Genomic DNA, 19,424 nt, shown 5'->3' on the forward strand with positions numbered 1-19,424 from the left:
AGCAACAACAGGATAAGACTTAGCTCTTATCCTGTTGTTCCAGAAAGTCTTTAAACTCTACGGTATAAAGTTTCAGTAGCACCAGCGTCAGAGCAAAGATAATTGGGCCGTAAATCAGGCCAATCAAACCAAACAGCTGGATACCGCCCAGTAGCGACAGAAACAGCAGCAAGGTATTCATACCGCCACTGCCCTGCATCAGAATAGGCCGCAAAAAATTGTCGATAGACCCCACGACTATTGCGCCCCACAGTGCCAGAAACAGCGCCCAGGGCCAGTCGCCGGTCAGCAGCAGATATAAGCTGGCGGGCACCCAGATAAGCGCTGTGCCAATGGCCGGAATTAACGACGCAAATGCCATCATCGTGCCCCAGAACAAACCGGGCAAACCAACTATCGCCATAGCAATACCACCGGCAATCCCTTGTGCTATCGCGGTTAAAAAAGACCCCATAACGGCAGAGCGTGCTACCGCTTTTGCCTCAGCTAACAAGGCATTCTCCTGTGAGCGAGACAATGGCAGCACCCAGTACAGCGTATCGACAATTTTTTCGTGATCGCGCAGCAGGAAAAATAAAATAAACAACATCAGCATAAAGCCAAGGATCAAGCCGGTGATATCGCCGACCAGCTTGGTGCTCAGATCCAGCAATTCTTTACCAAAACCACTGGCAAATTCCGTTAACCGCTGAATAATACTGGCCGCGCTGATTTGCTCAGTTGGTAACACCTGATTGATTTGCTCTAACGCACTTTGCAAAAACGGATGCTGTAACAGCTGCTCGGCGCCGCCGCCATCAAGCCACTGATAGCTTTGCTTGGTAAAGGTCACACCCTGGTTGACTATCGCCATAAACACCAGCGATGCCGGTACCAGGATCACCACAACCAATAAGGCGCAGGATATAATGGCGACCAGATTCGGCCGGCCCGGGATCTTTTGTTCGATATACTGGTGTACAGGAAAACACAGTAACGACAACACGAATGCCAGCACTATGGCTCCCACATAAGGCGCCACCAATAAATAACTGCTGTAAAGCGCCAGCAACAGCGCAATAATCAGGATCCAGTGTCGCATGCCGGCTTCAAACTTTGTCATACTTGCTCCCTGTTAACAGGCTGCGTTATAGCGCAACCTGCTGCAATATCAAGCTGTTAAAATGCTGCACTATGGCGCGACCTGCTGCAATATCAAGCCACAAATATAAGCACCATAGGTGCCTAAACCGTAGCCCAGAACCGCCAGTAACACGCCTACCGGTGCCAGAGACGGATGAAACGCCGCGGCCACTACCGGTGCGGATGCCGCACCGCCAACGTTAGCCTGGCTGCCTACCGCCATATAAAACATCGGCGCCTTGATTAATTTTGCCACCAGCAGTAGCAAGCCTGCGTGCACTGCCATCCAGACAATACCGACTAAGAACATCAGCGGATAATCCAGAATCGCGGTAACGTCCATATGCATACCAATGGTCGCTACCAGAATATATAAAAAAGCAGAGCCAACTTTTGACGCACCGGCCGCTTCGAGATTGCGCACCCGGGTTGCCGACATAATTAAGCCCAGCGTCGTTGCAATAACCACCAACCAGAAGAAACTGCTGGTTAAGCTGTAAATTGCCAGCTGCGGTGCCACCCTCTCAATCCAGGGCGCGATAATATCAGCCAGAAAGTGCGATAACCCTGTCACACCAAAAGCTACCGCTACGATCAGCATAATATCGGTCAATGTAGGAATACGCGCATTTTCTGCTTCATATTTTTCAATCTTTTTGCGCAGGTGCACTATGCCTGAGGTATCAGCGCCGTTTTTACGGTCAAAGTACTCAGACCGGCTGGCAATAAACAGTAACACCGCCATCCAGACGTTTGCCACCAGCACATCAACCGTGATCATCACCGAGAAAATGCTGCCATCGACTTCAAACACTTCTTTCATGGCGGCCTGATTGGCACCGCCACCTATCCAGCTACCGGCAATTGTCGTCATACCGCGCCAGACATCCCCACCCAACTCCTGCGGGAACATATACCCCATTGCTAACAACGCCAGCGGACCACCAATCACAATACCGGCAGTACCGGTTAAGAACATGATCAATGCCTTAGGGCCAAGACCAAGAATGGCTTTAAAATCAACACTTAGCGTTAACAATACCAGGCTGGCTGGCAGCAGATAACGCGACGCCATTTTGTATAACGACGAGCCTTCGCCATCTATAATGCCAAAACTGTTAAATAGCGATGGAATGAAGTAGCACAGCAGCAACGCCGGCACATAGGTATAAAAAGCTTTAAAAAAGCGGTTATCACTGTGACTGGTATAAAATACGGCGCCTAGAATGACCGCCATTAAACCAAGTACTACGGCATCATTGGTGATAAGTACACTGGATTCTTGCATAGGGGACCCTGAAAAATAGATTGTTATTGTCAGCACAAACGGCTGTCAAAATAACACAGGGCTTTGGCTTCGCAAAGTCAGGCAGGATAAGCCGCACCGGATCTGCGCTGACACACCTCACGGCTGCGGTGTTTTTTCCTGCAATGCCAGCTGGGTAAATTCAACGCCACCCCAGCCAGTGCGGATGAAGTTGCGGATGTTCTGATGGTCGTCGGCTTGCGGCGTTTCCAATACTTGGCGGTAATAATCGCCAAACAGGTGTAATGTCTGCGGCTCAGATAACTGATGCAACAGGCCAAACGCCAGTATCTTGCATGAGCCGTTATTCTCACCGGCAGCATTGTGCAAATCACCGTTTTTAAACGCTGTCGGCGTGAACTGATACAGCGCATCAATCAGGCTGATGCTCTGCTCAAAACTGATGCTTTGCGGTTCAACACTCAACTGAATAAAAAACTGCTGCAACATACTGAATTCCTGCCAGGCTCTGATAACGGAAGAATGCGCTGATACTAAAGGCAGTGCAATCACTTCGCAATACCACCAAGGTCGCAAAAACATTAATTTACTATTCAGTACCGGATCCGGCCAGTATCATGGGCTGACATTGCTATACTGCGTCTAAATTCACACTACATCAGGTAAAACATGTTATCTGCCTCTATCTGCCAGCAAGCCAGGCTGGCACGCGATGCCCGTTTTGACGGTTTGTTTTTTACCGCGGTTAGCAGCACCGGCATTTATTGCCGGCCGATTTGCCCGGCCCGAGCGCCGGCAGAGCAACATGTCAGTTACTACTTTAGCGCGGCAGCAGCCAGTGCTGCTGGCTTTCGTCCTTGTCTGCGCTGCAGGCCAGACAGTGCACCAGGTTCTGCCGCCTGGCAAGGCACCCAAACTACCTTGCAACGTGCGCTAAGGCTGATTGATGAAGGTGCACTGCAGCACCACACACAAGAGCAGCTGTCACAGCGTTTGGGTATTAGCGAGCGTTATCTGCGCAAACTTTTTCAGCAGCAACTTGGCGTTGCGCCTAAGCAATATGCCTTAATGCAGCAAGTATTGTTTGCAAAAAAACTCCTGCATGAAACCACATTGCCGGTGGCTACTGTTGCCTTTCAGTCTGGTTTTAATAGTCTGCGACGCTTTAACGATGCCTTTAAGCAACAGCTGCAGCTTACGCCGGCCAGTATCCGCCGTCATCGCAGTGCTGCCGGCGATATGACGGAACTGGAGCTGAGCTACCGTCCACCGCTGGCATGGCAGCGCATGCTGGATTTCTGGCAACTGCGCACACTGCATGGCATAGATTGGGTAGATGGCAACAGCTATGGCCGAACGTTTAGCTGGCAGCAACAAGCAGGATGGTTTGATATTACGCCGCGCACTGATAGCAGTTTAACTCTAAAACTTCACTGGCCCGGCAAGCAGGGCTTGTTTCATCTGGTACAACACCTGCGCCGTTTACTTGATTTAGATGCCAATATGCTGCAAATAGAGCAGCAGCTGCAACGCCACCCGTTATTTACTGGCAGAATCATCAATGGTTTGCGCATACCTGGCGTCTGGGATAGCTGGGAAGCAGGCGTCCGCGCAGTGCTTGGCCAGCAAGTGAGTGTGGCGGGCGCCCGCACTCAGCTCAACCGCCTGGTAGAAGCGTTAGGCCAGGCGGTCGCCGGGGATAAAAAGCTGTTTCCAAGCCCAGCTGCGGTGGCGCAAAGCGATTTGCAAATGATCAAGGTGCCGCAAGCCAGACGGGACACCCTAAAAGCGCTGGCTACCTTTGTGTTACAGCAGCCTGACGCAGCACCTGAGCAGTGGCAGCATATTAAAGGCATCGGCCCCTGGACGATAAGTTATGCCAGGTTGCGGGGCTTATCTGACAGTGATGTCTGGCTTGGCGGCGACCTTGGGGTGCAAAAAGCCCTGGCGAAAAACGCCGGCACAGGCTCATCTGCATTGGAGCACAACAGCCTGGCACCATGGCGTAGCTACGCCACTTTCCAGTTATGGTTTAGCTTAGGAGACTAACGCATGTATACCCAGTATATCGACAGCCCGCTGGGCCCGGTAAAAATTGCAGCGTCATCGGCGGGGATCTGCGAAATCCGCTTTGTCAGCAACAAAGCGCCAGAGCAACGTTCTGCGTTGACTGAACAGGCAGCACTGCAGCTGAATGATTATTTCAGCGGCAATCTGACCCGTTTTAGCCTGCCACTGGATGCTGCTGGCACGGAATTTCAGCGCAGGGTCTGGCAGGCACTATGCAGGGTACCTTTTGGTACCACCTGCAGCTATGCCACCATTGCCGGTGATATCAATAATATTAAAGCCGTGCGGGCTGTCGGCGCGGCCAACGGCCGCAACCCTATAGCAATAGTGGTGCCTTGCCACCGCGTGATTGGTGCCAACGGCACCTTAACTGGCTATGCCGGCGGCCTGGATAAAAAAGCCTGGCTGCTAAAACACGAACAGCGCCGTTAGGCGCTGTTGTTTTATCTTGAACATTGCATCAGAACTGATAAGACACACCAAAGCGGAACTCATTTTTGGTGTCGCCGCTGTTCAGCGCGATATTGCTGCGAATAGCCCAATCCGGACTTAAATAGAACGCGATACCGCCCGCTAAACTGCCATGATCATCACCGATAGAATGATAAGCAGCCTCTGAATACAACTCTACCTGAGGTGTTAACGGATGACGTAAACCCACACCAGCATAACCACCTGTATCGTCGGCATCACCGGAAGCATTTTCAATGCCCGCCAGTACGTAGGTTTGCGTAGTTGGTGAGAAATCCAACTTAAAGCCGGTAAGATAGTTCACACCAGCCTGCACAAAATTTACGTCAAACGGGCCTTCAGACAGACGGGTATAAGTACCCTCTACTACCCAGTTACCATCCAAACGGTAAGAACCTTCAATATAAGGGCCATCACCACCGGCATCGGTATAACCGGCGCCAACATAGTCCCATTTAATATTGGCCTGTGCGCCAGCAGCAAACATGGTTGCAAGAATACCTGCTAATGCGTAAGACTTTTTCATATTGTTACTCCTTGTTTTCCCTGTATCAGAGAATTCCCTGTACCAGAGATTTTGGGTATTGCTTAGTTTGTTTGATGGCAGCTTAGCGGTGGCGAATTAACACTGGCTGAACTGTATAACAGCCATAAAATTCTATTTTATCGAAAGTTAATGGGTTAATTATGCAATTTTCATTTGGTTTGGCTTAATGCTTAATAGTAAAAACCACTTTTGGGAGGTCATTATGACAGCGAGAGTTTTACAACGCCTTATTCCTTCAATTGCGGCCTCAGACGGCGCCGGCGTAAAAATAAAACGTAGCCTGGGGCAAAACCCGCACACCAGACTGGACCCGTTTCTGATGCTGGACTTTTTTGGCTCAGACAAAGCTGGCGACTACATTAAAGGCTTCCCTCCGCACCCGCATCGTGGTTTTGAAACCGTTACCTATATGCTGGATGGCCATATGCTGCACGAAGATCATCTGGGCAACCAAGGCCACCTGAAATCAGGTGGCGTGCAATGGATGACAGCCGGCCGGGGTATTATCCACTCTGAAATGCCACAGCAAGAAGCCGGGCTGATGCAAGGGTTCCAGCTTTGGCTTAATTTACCGGCAAAAGAGAAAATGAAAGCCGCAGCTTATGTTGATATCGCCCCTGAGCAAATCCCGCAGATTAAGCTGCAGCAAGGCAGTGCCAAAGTGATTGCCGGTACCCTGCAAAGCGGTAACCTGCAGCAAAACGGACCGATTCAGGGCCTGACGACCGATCCGCAGTATTATGATCTGCAGTTGGAAGCCGGCCAGAGCATTAGCCTGCAACTGCCGGTAACACATAATGCCTTTGTTTATCCTTATGCTGGCCAGGTACTGGTACAGGATGATAAAGAACAGCGTAAAGTGCCCGAGCACAACGCTGGTGTGCTGACCCATGGCAATACGCTGACACTGGTAGCAGAACAAAGCTGTCGCGTGCTGGTACTGGCAGCCGCCCCTATCGATGAACCCGTAGTTCAGTATGGCCCTTTTGTGATGAACAGCATGGCGGAAATAGAGCAGGCTATCAGCGATTATCAGCAGGGTAAGCTGACGGGTGATACTGCTGCAACGACCATCCAACTGGCACAATAACAGTGGATAACGCCATGAAAAGCGGGATTTTACCGCCATGGCGTTTTATACTAGCAGCTTTGTAATGACAGAGACTGCAACATGCAACAGATTGGTATTATTGGCGCCATGGAGCCGGAGGTGGCGCTGCTGCGCCAGCAAATTAATAATGTTAGCTGCACCGAACTGGGTGGCTACAGCTTTTACAGCGGTGAACTGGCGGGTGTTCAGGTGGTACTGGTGCAATCCGGTATTGGTAAAGTGGCATCGGCGCTGGCCACTGCACTGCTTATCCAGCATTTTAAGCCTACTGCAGTTATCAATACCGGCTCAGCCGGTGGTTTTGACCCTGAGTTGAATGTCGGTGATATCGTGATCAGCACAGAGGTGCGTCATCACGATGTTGACGTAACCGCTTTTGGCTATGAAATGGGCCAGGTACCACAAATGCCACCTGCTTTTACTGCACACCCTGAATTAATAAGTGCTGCAGAGCAAAGCATTCAGGCGCTGGGATTTTGTAACACGAAAAAAGGCCTGATCGCCACCGGCGATAGTTTTATCTGCGACCCGGCGCGTATTGCTATTATTCGTCAGCAGTTCCCAACGATGCTGGCGGTAGAAATGGAAGGTGCAGCCATAGCACAAGTGTGTCATATGCTAAAAACACCTTTTGTTGTGATCCGCAGTTTGAGCGATATTGCCGGCAAAGAGTCGCCGCAATCTTTTGAAGCCTATCTGGAAGTGGCTTCAAAAAACAGCTCTGCGATGGTGCTGGAGCTGCTGCAACGCCTGAACGGAGTAACACTGTAATATGCCGTGGCCGTATGGCATAACCTGGCCATCAGAGCTATCAGCACATCCTGCCATCTTATTGCTGGTCGTGCTGGTGTCCAGGTTAATTCCTATGCCAGCGGCGTACCACCCGTTAATGCTGTTTCGCTATTTTGCCCAGCAGTTGGCAGCCAAAGTTAACCCCGATCCGGGTCGGCCACGACAACAGCTGTATATTTCAGGCAGCTTGGCATTATTGGTCGCCTGGCTGCCTGCTATGGCGCTGCTGTACAGCCTATATCAGTTTTCAGAGTTGCCGCTGGTGCTTGACGCCCTGCTGTTGTACGCAGGTCTGGACTGGTACAGCACGCAGCAACAGGCCAAAATGATCCAACAGCGTCTGCAGACCGGCCAGCTAACGTTAGCCCGCGAGCAGGCGAAATCATTGCTGTGCCGCAAAACGACAACATTAAGCGAAATGGGTCTGACGAAAGCGCTGCTGGAAAGCATCACACTGCGCTCTGCCAGTCATTTTGTCGGGGTCTGTCTGGCATTTTTGCTGGCGGGCGGGCTTGGTGCTCTGGGTTACAGGTTAGTGACAGAACTGCAGCAACAATGGAACCCTAAACGTGACCAATATCGTTATTTTGGCGCACCAGCCTCGGCATTGGCAGTACTGCTAACCGCTATTCCAAAATTTATCAGCAGCCTGTTGTTGGCTATACAACACGGTGTGCTGCGCAGTTATCAGCTCTGCCGGGCAACACGCCGCTTTAACATTAACCGATACTCTTTCTGGCTGCTGTGCTGTGCCAGTGCAGCGCTACGGCGCAGCCTCGGCGGGCCAGTGTATTACAGCGGGTTGAAACAGCAGCGCAGTAAAATTTTACAACCAAACGAACCAGTGGTGACGGACATCCAACGCGCCGTCAGCATATTGCAGTTCTCCCATCTGTACCTGCTGCTGGTAATTGCCGGCGGTAGTTTGCTGCAATTGGTCTGGCAACTGAAACAGTAAAATTACGTCTCTAACAGCACTGGACAGTCAGGCCATCTCGTTATATGTTTTGCCACTAACCACAGATGTAGCGCCAATAAAATTAATAAAGCTACAACAGGAGTATCAGTGAATTTTTTGCCGCACTTTTTGCGCTGCCTGAGTATGTATTTGTTACTTGTGGTCTGCAGCACTACTGCTGCGCCGCTGCTGCGGCCGTTGACACCAGACCAGGGCTTATCCCAGGGCTCAGTACGTGATTTGCTGCTGGACAAAGACGGCTTTCTTTGGCTGGCTACCGACGGTGGCATTAATCGCTACGACAGTACCAGTCTGAACCATATCAACGCTGAAGGCTATCAGCTCAGAGAGCTGCCATTTAGTAAATTACTGCAAGATTCAAGCGGCAGGCTGTGGGCAGCGTCAGCCCATGCCGGTATCTATTTATTTAACCCTGCTACTGCGGTATTCGAACTGTTTATGCCGATGCCTGTGCCTGCGAATAGTGAACAGGCCGGAGCACACAGCATTATCTCGCTATTGGAATATGATAAAGACACCCTGCTGTTTCTGATGGACGATGCGTTATACCGTCTGCCGCTTTCCACTGCTGCACCAGAACAGCTTTTCAGTTTGTCGGAGCAAGGGGTGAAAAACGGCTGGCTGCGTACGGCTATTGTTGCGGATGGCAATGTGTTTATTGGTGGCTTTAATGGCCTGTATTTTCTCGAGTATGCCAGCAAAAAAACGACTCTGCTGCCCCATCTGACACCCGCTATGACAGCGGCAGAAAACACCAATCATGCTGATCAAAAGCACGTTAAGTATCTTGAAGTGAAATATGGCCGTATCTGGGTTGGGACAGTGGAAGGTTTGTACAGCATCGCCATTGCCGACATACAGCAGTATTTGCAACACCAAAGCCGTTATACACCGCAACAGCATGTGCCGCGGCACAATATATGGCAACTGCTGTGGCAAAATGAGCAAGCCTTGCTGGCTACAGAGCAAGGTTTATATCTGTTTAATCCTTCAGACAACAGCATTAGCCAGCAACTGCAACTGACGCAAAGCGGTCTGGGGCTGTTTGATGATAATATCCTTGATATCGTGGCTGACAACTACGGCGGTTACTGGCTGGCTTCACGTAACGATGGTGCTTACTACTGGCACCCCCGTAGTAGCGCATTCAGCAATATCACCCGTCAGGCAGACAGCAATAACAGCCTCAGCAGTGAAAAAGTGTATACACTGGCCCTGGCCGGGGATAGTACGCTATGGGTTGGTACCAGTAACGGTCTTAATCGTGTTGATCTGACATCAGGCGAGATTACACCGTATCTGGTCAACAACGATACTAAAGCTATCTGGCACAGCGGCACTATACTCAACATATTCCCTGACGAAACAGACCTGCTCTGGCTACAAACTTCGGCCGGGCTGCGCCTGTTTGACGCGGCCCAAAATGAACTCAGGCTACCACCGGGTAATAATGATACCGATAAACGCCTGTTAGCATCAGCAGTTAGCTTTGCGTACCGTTTTAAATCGCAGTTTTATTTCAGCATCGACAAAGCTTTTTATCGCTATCAGCCAGACAAAGGTGAGCTGGAACCTTTACCCGAACTGGATCGTGCGTTTAGCAATCTGATATTTGGCGGCTTTATCGGGGAAACAGCTCAACCTGGTCAGCTGCTGATATCCGCTGCAGATCAGCTGTGGGTATACGATACTGCACGGCGCCAGGTTCACCTGATATATCAATACCCCAAGTATCAACCAGAACTTAACCGTCAGGCGGATGCGATGGTTATTGATAACAACGGGATATTATGGGTTGGTTTTGCCGGCCATGGCGTGATGGGATTTGACCAGCAGACGCTGCAACTGAAACATACTCTGGCCACAACTGATAATGCCTACGCATTACAACGCGACAACGAAGGCTATATCTGGTTTTCGTCACATAAGGGGTTATTCCGGCTTGATCCGGCGTCACTGCAGGCCGAGCACTTTACCAAAGCTGATGGCCTGCCCACACATGAATATAATGGCGCTGCCTCTGTCAAACTGCCTGAAGGCAAACTGGCATTTGGCAGTATGCGTGGCGTCACTGTGGTTGACACGGCAACCTTAGCCACCGAGAACCGTAAGCCAACTGCTGTCATCACCGGCATCAGCACCCAAACCGGTAAACAGCTGCAGCTGCATGGTAATCTGAATGAACACCATGTTGATTTGTCGTATCAGGATTTAGGTATCGAGCTGAATTTCAGCAGCATGAACTTTCGCGATGCGCATAAAATGCAGTATCGGTTCTGGCTGGAAGGGACTCAGGAATTACGCTATCCGGTGCAGCACAGCAGCAAAGTGGTATTTCCGCAGCTAAGCCGAGGCAACTACATTTTTTATGTTGTGGCCTTATCTCCGACTAATGGCCAGGAGAGTGAACCAGCCAGAATATTTTTGCACGTGTCAGCCAACCCCTGGTTCTCAGCCTGGTCACTACTGGCCTATCTGTTACTGTTGCTAACAGCAGGTGGTTACCTGCTTGCACTTCGGCGTAAACAACATCGCCTTATCAGCCAGGCTCACCGCAAAGTGCGCTTAAGCGAACAGCGGCTGAAACAGGCACTGGCATCTGTGGACAGTGGCGCCTGGGAATGGCAGGCTGATACCAACTTATTCTACGCCTCCAGAGTACAGCAGATGCTTGGCTACCCGGAAAATATGAATCCGATGACGTTGTCACAGCATGAAGCTCTGATACACCCTGATGACAAAGTCAATTACACAGCACAATGGCAACGCTTTATACAGCAACCGGAGCAAAGTTTTGATTGCACCTACCGCATGCAGCATCGGGACGGCCACTGGCTCTGGTTCCGGGATATCGGCAAGGTCACAGAGCAAGATGAAGATTCAGCTGTACGTCGTGTGTTGGGTACCTTCAGTAATATTACCGAAACCCGGGCCAGCCAGGAAAAAGCCCGCCTGTTTGGCGAAGCTTTTCAACAGACCCGTGACTGGGTAGTGATTCTGGATCAGCAACAGCGTGTTATTGCCGCCAATCAGTCTTTCGCCACCGCTTTTGGCAGCCTTGAACAATACATCGACCAGCCGCGCACCCATCACCTTGGTATCAGCCTGGTCCGACGACGCTTTTACACTAAATTGCTACGCAGTATGCAAAGCGGTCAGCACTGGCAGGGAGAAGAGCTGGTTATTACACCTGACGGCCGTGAACGGCCGACGCTAATTAATATCAGCGCTATAGGTGAGCAACAACAAACCTTCTTTGTATTGGTCTTTACCGATATTACCGCACAGAAAATGGCGGAAGACGAATTGCGTTATCTTGCCAATTACGATGCCTTAACCGGTTTACCTAACCGTGCCTTGCTGATGGACAGAATATATCATGGTATCGACCAGGCAAGGCGCGATCGGCGTAGCTTGGCATTGTGTTTTATTGACCTGGATAAGTTTAAGCAAATTAACGACTCGCTCGGCCACGACATTGGTGATCTGTTGCTAAAAGAAGTCGCCAAACGGCTGACCTCAACACTTCGCGACAGTGATACGGTAGCCCGCTTAGGCGGCGACGAATTTGTCATCCTGCTTGAAGGCTACAAAAATGATGACAATATCAGCCATGTTGCACGAAAAATGCTGACAGTGGTAAGCGAACCCATGCAATTGGGCACCCATATCGTTGGCGTGTCCCCCAGTATTGGTATTGCGGTTTACCCGGAAGATGCGGTAAATGCCACCGAACTGCTAAAACATGCAGACGTGGCGATGTATCACGCGAAAGAAGCCGGGCGGAATAACTTCCAGTTTTTCACCGCCGAAATGAACGAAAAAGCCCATATGCGGCTGGCACGTGAAACACGCCTACGTAACGCATTACATAACAACGAATTTGTTAACTTTTACCAGCCGATAATCAACAGCCAGACCAACCGCATAGTCGGTGCTGAAGTATTACTGCGCTGGCAAAGCAATGAAGGGCTGATTTCACCAGCTGAATTTATTCCGTTGTCAGAAGAGTTGCGGTTAATTATCAAGATGACACAACAGCTGCTGGAGCGCGCGCTGGCCGATCTGAAAAAATGGCATGACAGTGGCTACCAGTTGTATTTGTCGGTCAATCTGTCCACGCAGCATCTGGAGCAACCCTCACTGGCTGAGCATACCCGCAACCTGCTGCTGAAATATGACTTACCGGCCAGCTGTCTGCGTTTTGAAGTAACAGAAAGTGCACTAATGCGCGATCACCGTAGCGCGATAGATACCATGCTGGCGTTAAGTGAATTGGGCATACAGCTGGCGCTGGACGATTTCGGTACCGGCTATTCATCGCTGAAATACCTGAAAGAGCTACCGATCGACGGCATTAAAATTGACCGCAGTTTCGTGCAGGACATTGGTATCGACAGCAGTGATGAAACCATCATCGAAGCCATGCTGAGTATGGCAAATAGTTTGGGCATGTATTGTGTGGCAGAAGGTGTGGAAACCGAGCAGCAACTGGCATTTTTCAGCAGACGCCAGTGTTACCTTATTCAGGGGTATCTGTTCGCGAAACCAATGCCGGAGCAGGATATGTTTGCTTTTTTACAGCAAGAACACGCCAGCCACTGACCACTCTGCGCCAGGTTGTACTGGCGCTGAGATAACTTTTCAGCCACTCATGCCAGCCCGGTTTACTACTCTGGTATACTGAGCCACCCCAGAACGCCACCCGGATTGTTATGCTGTCGCCCCTCGTTAAAGGAGCCTTGCTGTTACTGCTGGCTGAAGCCTGCTTCGCCGGTATCGGTGCCATTGTTAAATTCACCAGCGGCACAGCGTCTGAAGCCCAGGTGGTATTCTTCCGTAATTTCTTTGCCCTGCTCTTGATGCTGCCGTTTTTATATAAACACGGCTTTGGCCTGCTAAAAACCACGCGCTGGTATCTGCATTTAAGCCGGGCGCTGACCGGTATTATTTCGATGTACTGCTTTTTCTATGTACTGGCCCGCCTGCCTCTGGCGCAGGGTATGCTGGTATTGTTGTTATCGCCTTTTATCGTACCGGTTATCGCCCGTTTCTGGTTAAAAGAGCGCCCCAGCCGGCTAACGCTGTTCAGTATTGTGCTTGGTTTTATCGGCGTATTGCTGGCGTTACCTGCTAACTACGGTAGTGCCGAAGCCGTATTGCTGGTAGGGCTGCTGTCGGCCGTGCTGGTTGCGGTGACCAAAACTACTATCCGCTATATGTCTGATACTGAACCCGCAGTGCGTATTGTATTTTACTTTTCGCTACTGACTGCCGTGCTGTCTGCCATTCCACTGCCCTTTTACTGGCAGCCCCTCAATAATGAGGTCTGGCTGGCGTTTACCGGCATGGGTGTGTTAGCCGCCATCGGCCAGTTAGCAATGACACGCGCCTATGCTGTAGCCCCTGCCAGTGATATCGGCATGTGGACCTACAGCAGTGTTATTTTTGCCGGCCTGTTTGGCTATCTGTTCTGGCAGGAGCCGGTCAGTGCCGCCTGGTTTGGCGGTGTGCTGGTGATTTTCTATGCCGGCTATATCAGTACCCGGCAAAGATTGTTCTGAGGCGTTGACGCCAAAGCTGGCAACCCGAAGCCGAACAGGCTAAAATACGCTCCTTTTTTCGATGTGACAAGACAGGTAACAACACGCAATGGGCAAAAAGCTGCACATTAAAACCTGGGGCTGCCAGATGAACGAATACGATTCATCTAAAATGGCAGACCTGCTGGATTCTACTCATGGCTACACGCTGACAGAGGAAGCCGAAGAGGCAGACGTTATTCTGCTGAACACCTGCTCTATCCGTGAAAAAGCGCAGGAGAAAGTATTCCATCAGCTGGGACGCTGGCGTCCACTGAAGGAGAAAAATCCGGATCTGGTAATCGGTGTTGGCGGCTGTGTTGCGTCACAGGAAGGTGCCGCCATCCGTGAACGTGCGCCTTATGTTGATATTGTCTTTGGCCCGCAAACGCTGCACCGTCTGCCGGAAATGATCAATGCCGTACGTGGCTCCAAATCTCCGGTAGTGGATGTATCTTTTCCTGAAATCGAAAAGTTTGACCGCTTACCCGAGCCAAAAGCCGAAGGCCCGACCGCCTTTGTGTCTATCATGGAAGGCTGTTCAAAATACTGCACTTTCTGTGTCGTACCCTATACCCGCGGTGAAGAAGTCAGCCGTCCGTTGGACGACGTGTTATTTGAAATTGCGCAGCTAGCTGAGCAAGGCGTGCGCGAAGTTAACCTGCTGGGACAAAACGTTAATGCCTACCGCGGCGAGAAGTTTGATGGCAGCATCTGCCACTTCTCCGAACTGTTGCGTCTGGTGGCAGCGATCGACGGTATTGACCGTATCCGCTACACCACGTCACATCCGGTTGAATTTACCGACGATATTATCGAAGTGTACCGCGACGTGCCCGAACTGGTTGATCACCTGCATTTACCGGTACAAAGCGGCTCAGACCGTATTTTGAATCTGATGAAACGCGGCCATACCGCATTGGAATACAAAGCACAAATCCGCAAACTGAAGCGTATCCGGCCTAACCTGAGCATGTCATCTGACTTTATTATCGGCTTTCCGGGTGAAGAAGATGCAGATTTTCAGGCTACGATGGAGCTTATTCAGGCGATAGATTTTGATATGAGTTTCAGCTTTATCTACAGTGCACGCCCGGGTACGCCTGCAGCTGACTTGCCGGATGACATATCTGAAGACACCAAGAAGCAGCGGCTGTATATTCTGCAGGATCGCATCAATCAACAGGCACTGCGCATTGCGCGGGGCATGCTTGGCACTGAGCAGCGTATTCTGGTAGAAGGGCCGTCAAAGAAAAATATCATGGAACTGACCGGCCGTACCGAGAACAACCGGGTAGTGAACTTTGAAGGCTCACCTGAGATGATTGGGCAGTTTGTTGATGTGCGGGTAACGGATGTGTTTAGTAACTCATTGCGCGGTGAACTTATCCGCACTGAAGCCGATATGGGCTTACGCCGCGATACCGCACCACAGCAAATTCTGGCACGGCAAAAAGCCGAACCTGTGGCCGACACACTTGGTGTAACAACCTTTATTCCTTAATTTATCCGGGGGCTATACAGCCCCCTTTTATTCAGAGGCAGGCATTTGAGCACCCCTTTACACACGGCAGATTTAACCCTCGAAGACGCAGATAGCAGACGATTAACCCTGTTGTGCGGACCTTTTGACGATAACCTGAAGCACATAGAACGGCGCTTACTGGTAGACATCAGCCATCGCGATAACCAACTGAAAGTAGCAGGCCCGGCCGATAACGTAGCCGCCGCCCTGGATGTGCTGCAGCAGTTGTATAGCGCGACTTCTGCCCCGGGTGCTGAACTTACACCGGAACAGGTGCATTTGCTGATCAGTCAGAATTACGACATTCAGTATCAGCAACAGGACGGTGAACGCCAGGATTTCAGCCTGAAAACCAAAAAAGGCCTGATAAAACCACGCAATCCAAACCAGGCAGCTTATGTCGCCAATGTTATAAAACATGATGTCTGTTTCGGCGTAGGCCCGGCCGGTACCGGTAAAACCTATCTGGCGGTAGCCTGTGCAGTTGATGCACTGGAGCGCAATCTGGTCAGGCGTATTATTCTGACCCGTCCGGCCGTCGAAGCCGGCGAAAAGCTCGGTTTTTTGCCAGGCGACTTAGCTCAGAAAGTCGACCCTTACCTGCGCCCGTTATACGACGCTTTATTTGAAATGCTCGGCTTTGAAAAAGTCGAAAAGTACCTCGAGCGTGGCATTATCGAAATAGCGCCGTTAGCCTATATGCGTGGCCGTACACTAAATGATGCGTTTATTATTCTGGATGAGAGCCAAAACACCACTGTTGAACAAATGAAGATGTTTTTAACACGGATTGGGTTTAGCTCTAAAGCCGTGATCACCGGTGATATTACCCAGGTCGATTTGCCGCGCGGCCAATATTCCGGTTTGAAACATGCGATTGATGTTCTCAGTGACGTGGAAGAAATCAGCTTTAATCACTTTACCGCAAAAGACGTAGTGCGCCACCCCATAGTGCAGCGCATTGTCATGGCTTATGAAGCACATGAAGCCGCTAAACTGGCCGCCACTGCAGCAAAAGGTGAGTAATGGCCATAATCCTTGATCTGCAGCTGGCGTTTGACGCGCCGGATCTGCCAACCGAAGTACAATTTCAGCAGTGGCTGGACGCGGCTGTGTTGCCGTTTCAGGCGGAAGCAGAAGTGACAATACGCATTGTGGGTGACGCTGAAAGCCAGCAGCTTAACTTCGATTATCGTGGTAAAGATAAGCCCACTAACGTGCTGAGTTTTCCTTTTCAGTGCCCGCCGGGTGTTGAACTGCCTCTGCTTGGCGATTTAGTCATCTGCGCCCCTGTCGTTGCAATGGAAGCACAGCAGCAAAATAAAACACTCAGCGCACACTGGGCCCATATGGTCGTGCACGGATGCTTGCATTTACTTGGTTTTGACCATATAAATGACAACGATGCTGAGCAAATGGAAGCTGAAGAAGTGACCATTTTGCAGCAACTTGGCTTTACTAACCCCTATTTGTTGGATGACGAATAGGTTTTTTTATTTTTTGGAGTAATAGTTCACCCATGAGTGACGACAATCCCCACTCTAGTCGCGGTTCTGCCGGTAAATCCTGGTTAGATCGGATCGCCAGTATTTTTAACGCAGAACCACAGGATATTTCAGATTTACAGGATATCATCAGTGAAGCGCAAGCACGCAGCCTGATTGATAGCGATACCAAAAGCATGCTGCAAGGCGTACTGGAGGTTTCCAATATGCGGGCCCGCGATATCATGGTGCCGCGCTCGCAAATGGCTACCATTGATATCGACGATACGGTAGCCGATATGCTGCCGATCCTGATGGAAAACAACCACAGCCGTTATCCGGTAGTCAACGAAGATAAAGATCATATCGAAGGCATTTTGCTGGTAAAAGACTTACTGCAATTCGCACTTGACCCTAATGTTACCGACTGGCATCTGCGCGACCTGCTGCGCCCGGCCGTCATCATCCCGGAAAGCAAGCGCGTTGATGCGCTGCTAAAAGAATTCCGGCAGAAACGCTACCACATGGCTATTGTCGTCGATGAATATGGCGGCGTTTCTGGTCTGGTTACCATTGAAGATATTCTTGAACAAATTGTCGGCGAAATTGAAGATGAGCACGACGATGAAGAAGAAAACGATATCAAGAAAATGGCATCCCGCGTTTTCCAGGTCAGTGCGCTGACACCACTGGATGAGTTTAACGAAACTTTCAACACTACCTTTGACGAAGAAGATGCCGATACCATAGGCGGTATAGTGCTGCACGCTTTTGGCCACATGCCGGCACGTGGCGAGAGTATTGAACTGCAAGGCCTGACATTTAAAGTCAGCAAAGCCAACAGCCGACGTCTGGTACAGTTGCAGGTTATCCGCGCTAAAGAACCGGTTGAACCTGAGGAAAGCTGACATCTTGCCCGTAGTAGCCGCTAAGCTAAAAGCCCTGTTGCCCTATGCGCTGCTGATCCTGGCAGGTGGTTTAACTACGCTGGCATTTGCTCCCTATACCCTGTGGTGGCTGCCATTGCTGACACAAGCTTTGCTGGTGTTTTTCGTGCAGCGAGCGACGTCAGCCAAGCAAGCTTGCCTGTACGGTTTCAGTTATGGCTTAGGGTGGTTTGGCGTGGGTATCAGCTGGGTGCATGTCAGCATCGACCAGTTTGGTGGCCTGCCGCTGGCTGGCAGCCTCGGCCTGATGGCTTTACTGGTTAGCTACCTTGCGTTGTTTCCACTACTTGCCAGCGCGCTGAGCTACCAACTGCGCCTGCAGCGCATAATGCCGCTATTGTTTGCTGCCAGCTGGACGCTGGCAGAGTGGTTGCGCAGCGTAATGCTAACCGGCTTTCCGTGGCTGTCACTCGGCTATAGCCAGACCTCTGCCGGCCTTAAAGATTTAGCCCCTCTGATTGGTGAAACCGGTATCAGTTTTGTGCTGGCTTTTTCAGCCGCAGCACTGGCACAGCTGACGTTCAAGCAAAAGCCACTTGCCCGCTACAGCTATGTTATTGTTTCTGGTATTATTTTCGCTGCAAGCCCACAGCTGACGGCATTCAAAGGCTGGCAAGATACCGATAAAACCCTGTCCGTATTGCTGGTTCAGGGCAATATCAAGCAGGAGCTGCGCTGGGCGCCCGAGCAGGAATGGCCAACGATGCTCAAATACATGGATTTAACCCGGCCGCATTTTCAAACTGATCTGGTGATCTGGCCTGAAGCGGCTATACCACAGCTGGAACCTTTAGCTGAAAGTTATCTGGATAATCTGAACCGCGCGGCTTTATATGCCAACACTGCGGTTATCAGCGGCATTCTCGATTACAACTTTAAAACCCAGCAAGCCTGGAATAACCTGATTGTGCTGGGCAAACGCTACCCTGATTCAACCGACGGTGACTATTTTTACGGTCATGGTAACCGCTACAGTAAACACCACTTGCTGCCAGTCGGTGAGTTTGTGCCAATGGAAGACTGGCTGCGTAAACTGGCACCTATCTTTGATCTGCCGATGAGTTCATTCACCCGCGGCAGTTATGTGCAGCCAAATCTGGTGGCCAATGGCTATCATATTCTGCCGGCTATTTGCTTTGAAATTGCCTTCCCCGAACAGATTGCAGCTAATATGACAGCAGATACCCAACTATTACTGACCGTCAGCAATGACGCCTGGTTTGGCGACAGTATTGGCCCGCTACAACACATGCAAATAGCGCAAATGCGCGCACTGGAATTTGGCCGGCCGCTGCTGCGTGCCACTAACAATGGCGTAACAGCGACCGTCAATGCGGCAGGCGAAATCAGTAAAGTCGCCCCCCAGTTTACTGAAGCTGTGCTTACTGACACCGTGCGTTTAACTGAAGGTGCGACGCTTTACTCTCAATGGGGAGATAAACCGCTGTGGCTACTGTGTTTCCTAATTATCGGTGGTGCATTTCTCATTCGTTGGCGGACAATGTTCAAAGTTCAGCGGTAATTTGT

Annotated in this window: 16 protein-coding genes; 12 read left to right on the plus strand and 4 right to left on the minus strand. The window is 50.6% G+C overall.

Features of this window, described 5'->3' with window-relative positions; genetic code table 11:
- Positions 1 to 19 precede the first annotated feature (19 nt).
- The 3 genes from AC5SV9_RS05770 to AC5SV9_RS05780 form a co-directional block, all read right to left on the minus strand.
- Positions 20 to 1,102, minus strand: coding sequence for an AI-2E family transporter (locus tag AC5SV9_RS05770; RefSeq protein ID WP_475147106.1), 1,083 nt, complete (start codon positions 1,100 to 1,102; stop codon positions 20 to 22).
- Between the two features lie 69 nt (positions 1,103 to 1,171).
- Complete coding sequence (locus AC5SV9_RS05775; RefSeq protein WP_475147108.1) at positions 1,172 to 2,410, minus strand: DUF819 family protein; 1,239 nt, start codon at positions 2,408 to 2,410, stop codon at positions 1,172 to 1,174.
- Positions 2,411 to 2,527: 117 nt separating this feature from the next.
- The gene (locus tag AC5SV9_RS05780; RefSeq protein WP_397470951.1) at positions 2,528 to 2,878 is read right to left on the minus strand and encodes a HopJ type III effector protein; all 351 of its coding nucleotides are present in this window, start codon (positions 2,876 to 2,878) and stop codon (positions 2,528 to 2,530) included.
- Between the two features lie 180 nt (positions 2,879 to 3,058).
- On the opposite strand from AC5SV9_RS05780, the gene AC5SV9_RS05785 reads away from it, so the two are divergent.
- A complete protein-coding gene (locus AC5SV9_RS05785) occupies positions 3,059 to 4,438 on the plus strand; it encodes an AlkA N-terminal domain-containing protein (RefSeq protein WP_475147111.1) in 1,380 nt (459 codons plus the stop codon).
- Between the two features lie 3 nt (positions 4,439 to 4,441).
- Positions 4,442 to 4,891, plus strand: a complete 450-nt coding sequence (locus tag AC5SV9_RS05790) for a methylated-DNA--[protein]-cysteine S-methyltransferase (protein ID WP_475147113.1) — start codon at positions 4,442 to 4,444, stop codon at positions 4,889 to 4,891.
- 28 nt (positions 4,892 to 4,919) lie between these two features.
- Here the strand turns inward: AC5SV9_RS05790 and AC5SV9_RS05795 are convergent, their stop codons facing one another.
- A complete protein-coding gene (locus tag AC5SV9_RS05795) occupies positions 4,920 to 5,456 on the minus strand; it encodes an outer membrane beta-barrel protein (RefSeq protein WP_134057235.1) in 537 nt (178 codons plus the stop codon).
- Positions 5,457 to 5,679: 223 nt separating this feature from the next.
- Here AC5SV9_RS05795 and AC5SV9_RS05800 point away from each other — a divergent pair, with 223 nt between their 5' ends.
- The 10 genes from AC5SV9_RS05800 to lnt all read left to right on the plus strand — a co-directional run bounded on the left by AC5SV9_RS05800 (position 5,680) and on the right by lnt (position 19,419).
- Positions 5,680 to 6,567 carry a pirin family protein gene (locus AC5SV9_RS05800; protein WP_475147116.1) on the plus strand — a complete coding sequence of 296 codons (888 nt, stop codon included), beginning with the start codon at positions 5,680 to 5,682 and terminating at the stop codon, positions 6,565 to 6,567.
- A gap of 81 nt (positions 6,568 to 6,648) precedes the next feature.
- Positions 6,649 to 7,359 (plus strand): 5'-methylthioadenosine/S-adenosylhomocysteine nucleosidase, encoded by a 711-nt coding sequence (gene mtnN, locus AC5SV9_RS05805; protein WP_475147119.1) that lies wholly within the window; start codon positions 6,649 to 6,651, stop codon positions 7,357 to 7,359.
- 1 nt (position 7,360) lies between these two features.
- On the plus strand, positions 7,361 to 8,338 hold the full coding sequence (locus tag AC5SV9_RS05810) for a cobalamin biosynthesis protein (RefSeq protein ID WP_475147121.1): 978 nt from the start codon (positions 7,361 to 7,363) through the stop codon (positions 8,336 to 8,338).
- A 144-nt stretch (positions 8,339 to 8,482) separates the two neighbouring features.
- Complete coding sequence (locus AC5SV9_RS05815; RefSeq protein ID WP_475147124.1) at positions 8,483 to 12,964, plus strand: EAL domain-containing protein; 4,482 nt, start codon at positions 8,483 to 8,485, stop codon at positions 12,962 to 12,964.
- A gap of 110 nt (positions 12,965 to 13,074) precedes the next feature.
- Positions 13,075 to 13,923, plus strand: coding sequence for a DMT family transporter (locus AC5SV9_RS05820; RefSeq protein WP_475147127.1), 849 nt, complete (start codon positions 13,075 to 13,077; stop codon positions 13,921 to 13,923).
- 88 nt (positions 13,924 to 14,011) lie between these two features.
- Positions 14,012 to 15,445 (plus strand): tRNA (N6-isopentenyl adenosine(37)-C2)-methylthiotransferase MiaB, encoded by a 1,434-nt coding sequence (gene miaB, locus AC5SV9_RS05825; RefSeq protein WP_475147130.1) that lies wholly within the window; start codon positions 14,012 to 14,014, stop codon positions 15,443 to 15,445.
- 45 nt (positions 15,446 to 15,490) lie between these two features.
- A complete protein-coding gene (locus AC5SV9_RS05830; protein WP_475147132.1) occupies positions 15,491 to 16,492 on the plus strand; it encodes a PhoH family protein in 1,002 nt (333 codons plus the stop codon).
- Complete coding sequence (gene ybeY, locus AC5SV9_RS05835) at positions 16,492 to 16,953, plus strand: rRNA maturation RNase YbeY (protein ID WP_475147133.1); 462 nt, start codon at positions 16,492 to 16,494, stop codon at positions 16,951 to 16,953. Before AC5SV9_RS05830 ends, ybeY begins: the two co-directional genes overlap by 1 nt.
- A gap of 32 nt (positions 16,954 to 16,985) precedes the next feature.
- Entirely contained in the window at positions 16,986 to 17,858 is an 873-nt protein-coding gene (locus tag AC5SV9_RS05840) for a CorC family transporter (RefSeq protein WP_134057251.1), read from the plus strand.
- 4 nt (positions 17,859 to 17,862) lie between these two features.
- The gene (lnt, locus tag AC5SV9_RS05845) at positions 17,863 to 19,419 is read left to right on the plus strand and encodes an apolipoprotein N-acyltransferase (protein ID WP_475147136.1); all 1,557 of its coding nucleotides are present in this window, start codon (positions 17,863 to 17,865) and stop codon (positions 19,417 to 19,419) included.
- Positions 19,420 to 19,424 lie beyond the last annotated feature (5 nt).

The organism is Rheinheimera sp. ATLC3 (genome assembly GCF_059429535.1).

What these genes read in the sequence shown, in the direction of transcription:
- AC5SV9_RS05770 (WP_475147106.1), bottom strand. Translation starts at nt 1,102, where the DNA reads ATGACAAAGTTTGAAGCCGGCATGCGACACTGGATCCTGATTATTGCG.
- AC5SV9_RS05775 (WP_475147108.1), bottom strand. Translation starts at nt 2,410, where the DNA reads ATGCAAGAATCCAGTGTACTTATCACCAATGATGCCGTAGTACTTGGT.
- AC5SV9_RS05780 (WP_397470951.1), bottom strand. Translation starts at nt 2,878, where the DNA reads ATGTTGCAGCAGTTTTTTATTCAGTTGAGTGTTGAACCGCAAAGCATC.
- AC5SV9_RS05785 (WP_475147111.1), top strand. Translation starts at nt 3,059, where the DNA reads ATGTTATCTGCCTCTATCTGCCAGCAAGCCAGGCTGGCACGCGATGCC.
- AC5SV9_RS05790 (WP_475147113.1), top strand. Translation starts at nt 4,442, where the DNA reads ATGTATACCCAGTATATCGACAGCCCGCTGGGCCCGGTAAAAATTGCA.
- AC5SV9_RS05795 (WP_134057235.1), bottom strand. Translation starts at nt 5,456, where the DNA reads ATGAAAAAGTCTTACGCATTAGCAGGTATTCTTGCAACCATGTTTGCT.
- AC5SV9_RS05800 (WP_475147116.1), top strand. Translation starts at nt 5,680, where the DNA reads ATGACAGCGAGAGTTTTACAACGCCTTATTCCTTCAATTGCGGCCTCA.
- mtnN (WP_475147119.1), top strand. Translation starts at nt 6,649, where the DNA reads ATGCAACAGATTGGTATTATTGGCGCCATGGAGCCGGAGGTGGCGCTG.
- AC5SV9_RS05810 (WP_475147121.1), top strand. Translation starts at nt 7,361, where the DNA reads ATGCCGTGGCCGTATGGCATAACCTGGCCATCAGAGCTATCAGCACAT.
- AC5SV9_RS05815 (WP_475147124.1), top strand. Translation starts at nt 8,483, where the DNA reads ATGTATTTGTTACTTGTGGTCTGCAGCACTACTGCTGCGCCGCTGCTG.
- AC5SV9_RS05820 (WP_475147127.1), top strand. Translation starts at nt 13,075, where the DNA reads ATGCTGTCGCCCCTCGTTAAAGGAGCCTTGCTGTTACTGCTGGCTGAA.
- miaB (WP_475147130.1), top strand. Translation starts at nt 14,012, where the DNA reads ATGGGCAAAAAGCTGCACATTAAAACCTGGGGCTGCCAGATGAACGAA.
- ybeY (WP_475147133.1), top strand. Translation starts at nt 16,492, where the DNA reads ATGGCCATAATCCTTGATCTGCAGCTGGCGTTTGACGCGCCGGATCTG.
- AC5SV9_RS05840 (WP_134057251.1), top strand. Translation starts at nt 16,986, where the DNA reads ATGAGTGACGACAATCCCCACTCTAGTCGCGGTTCTGCCGGTAAATCC.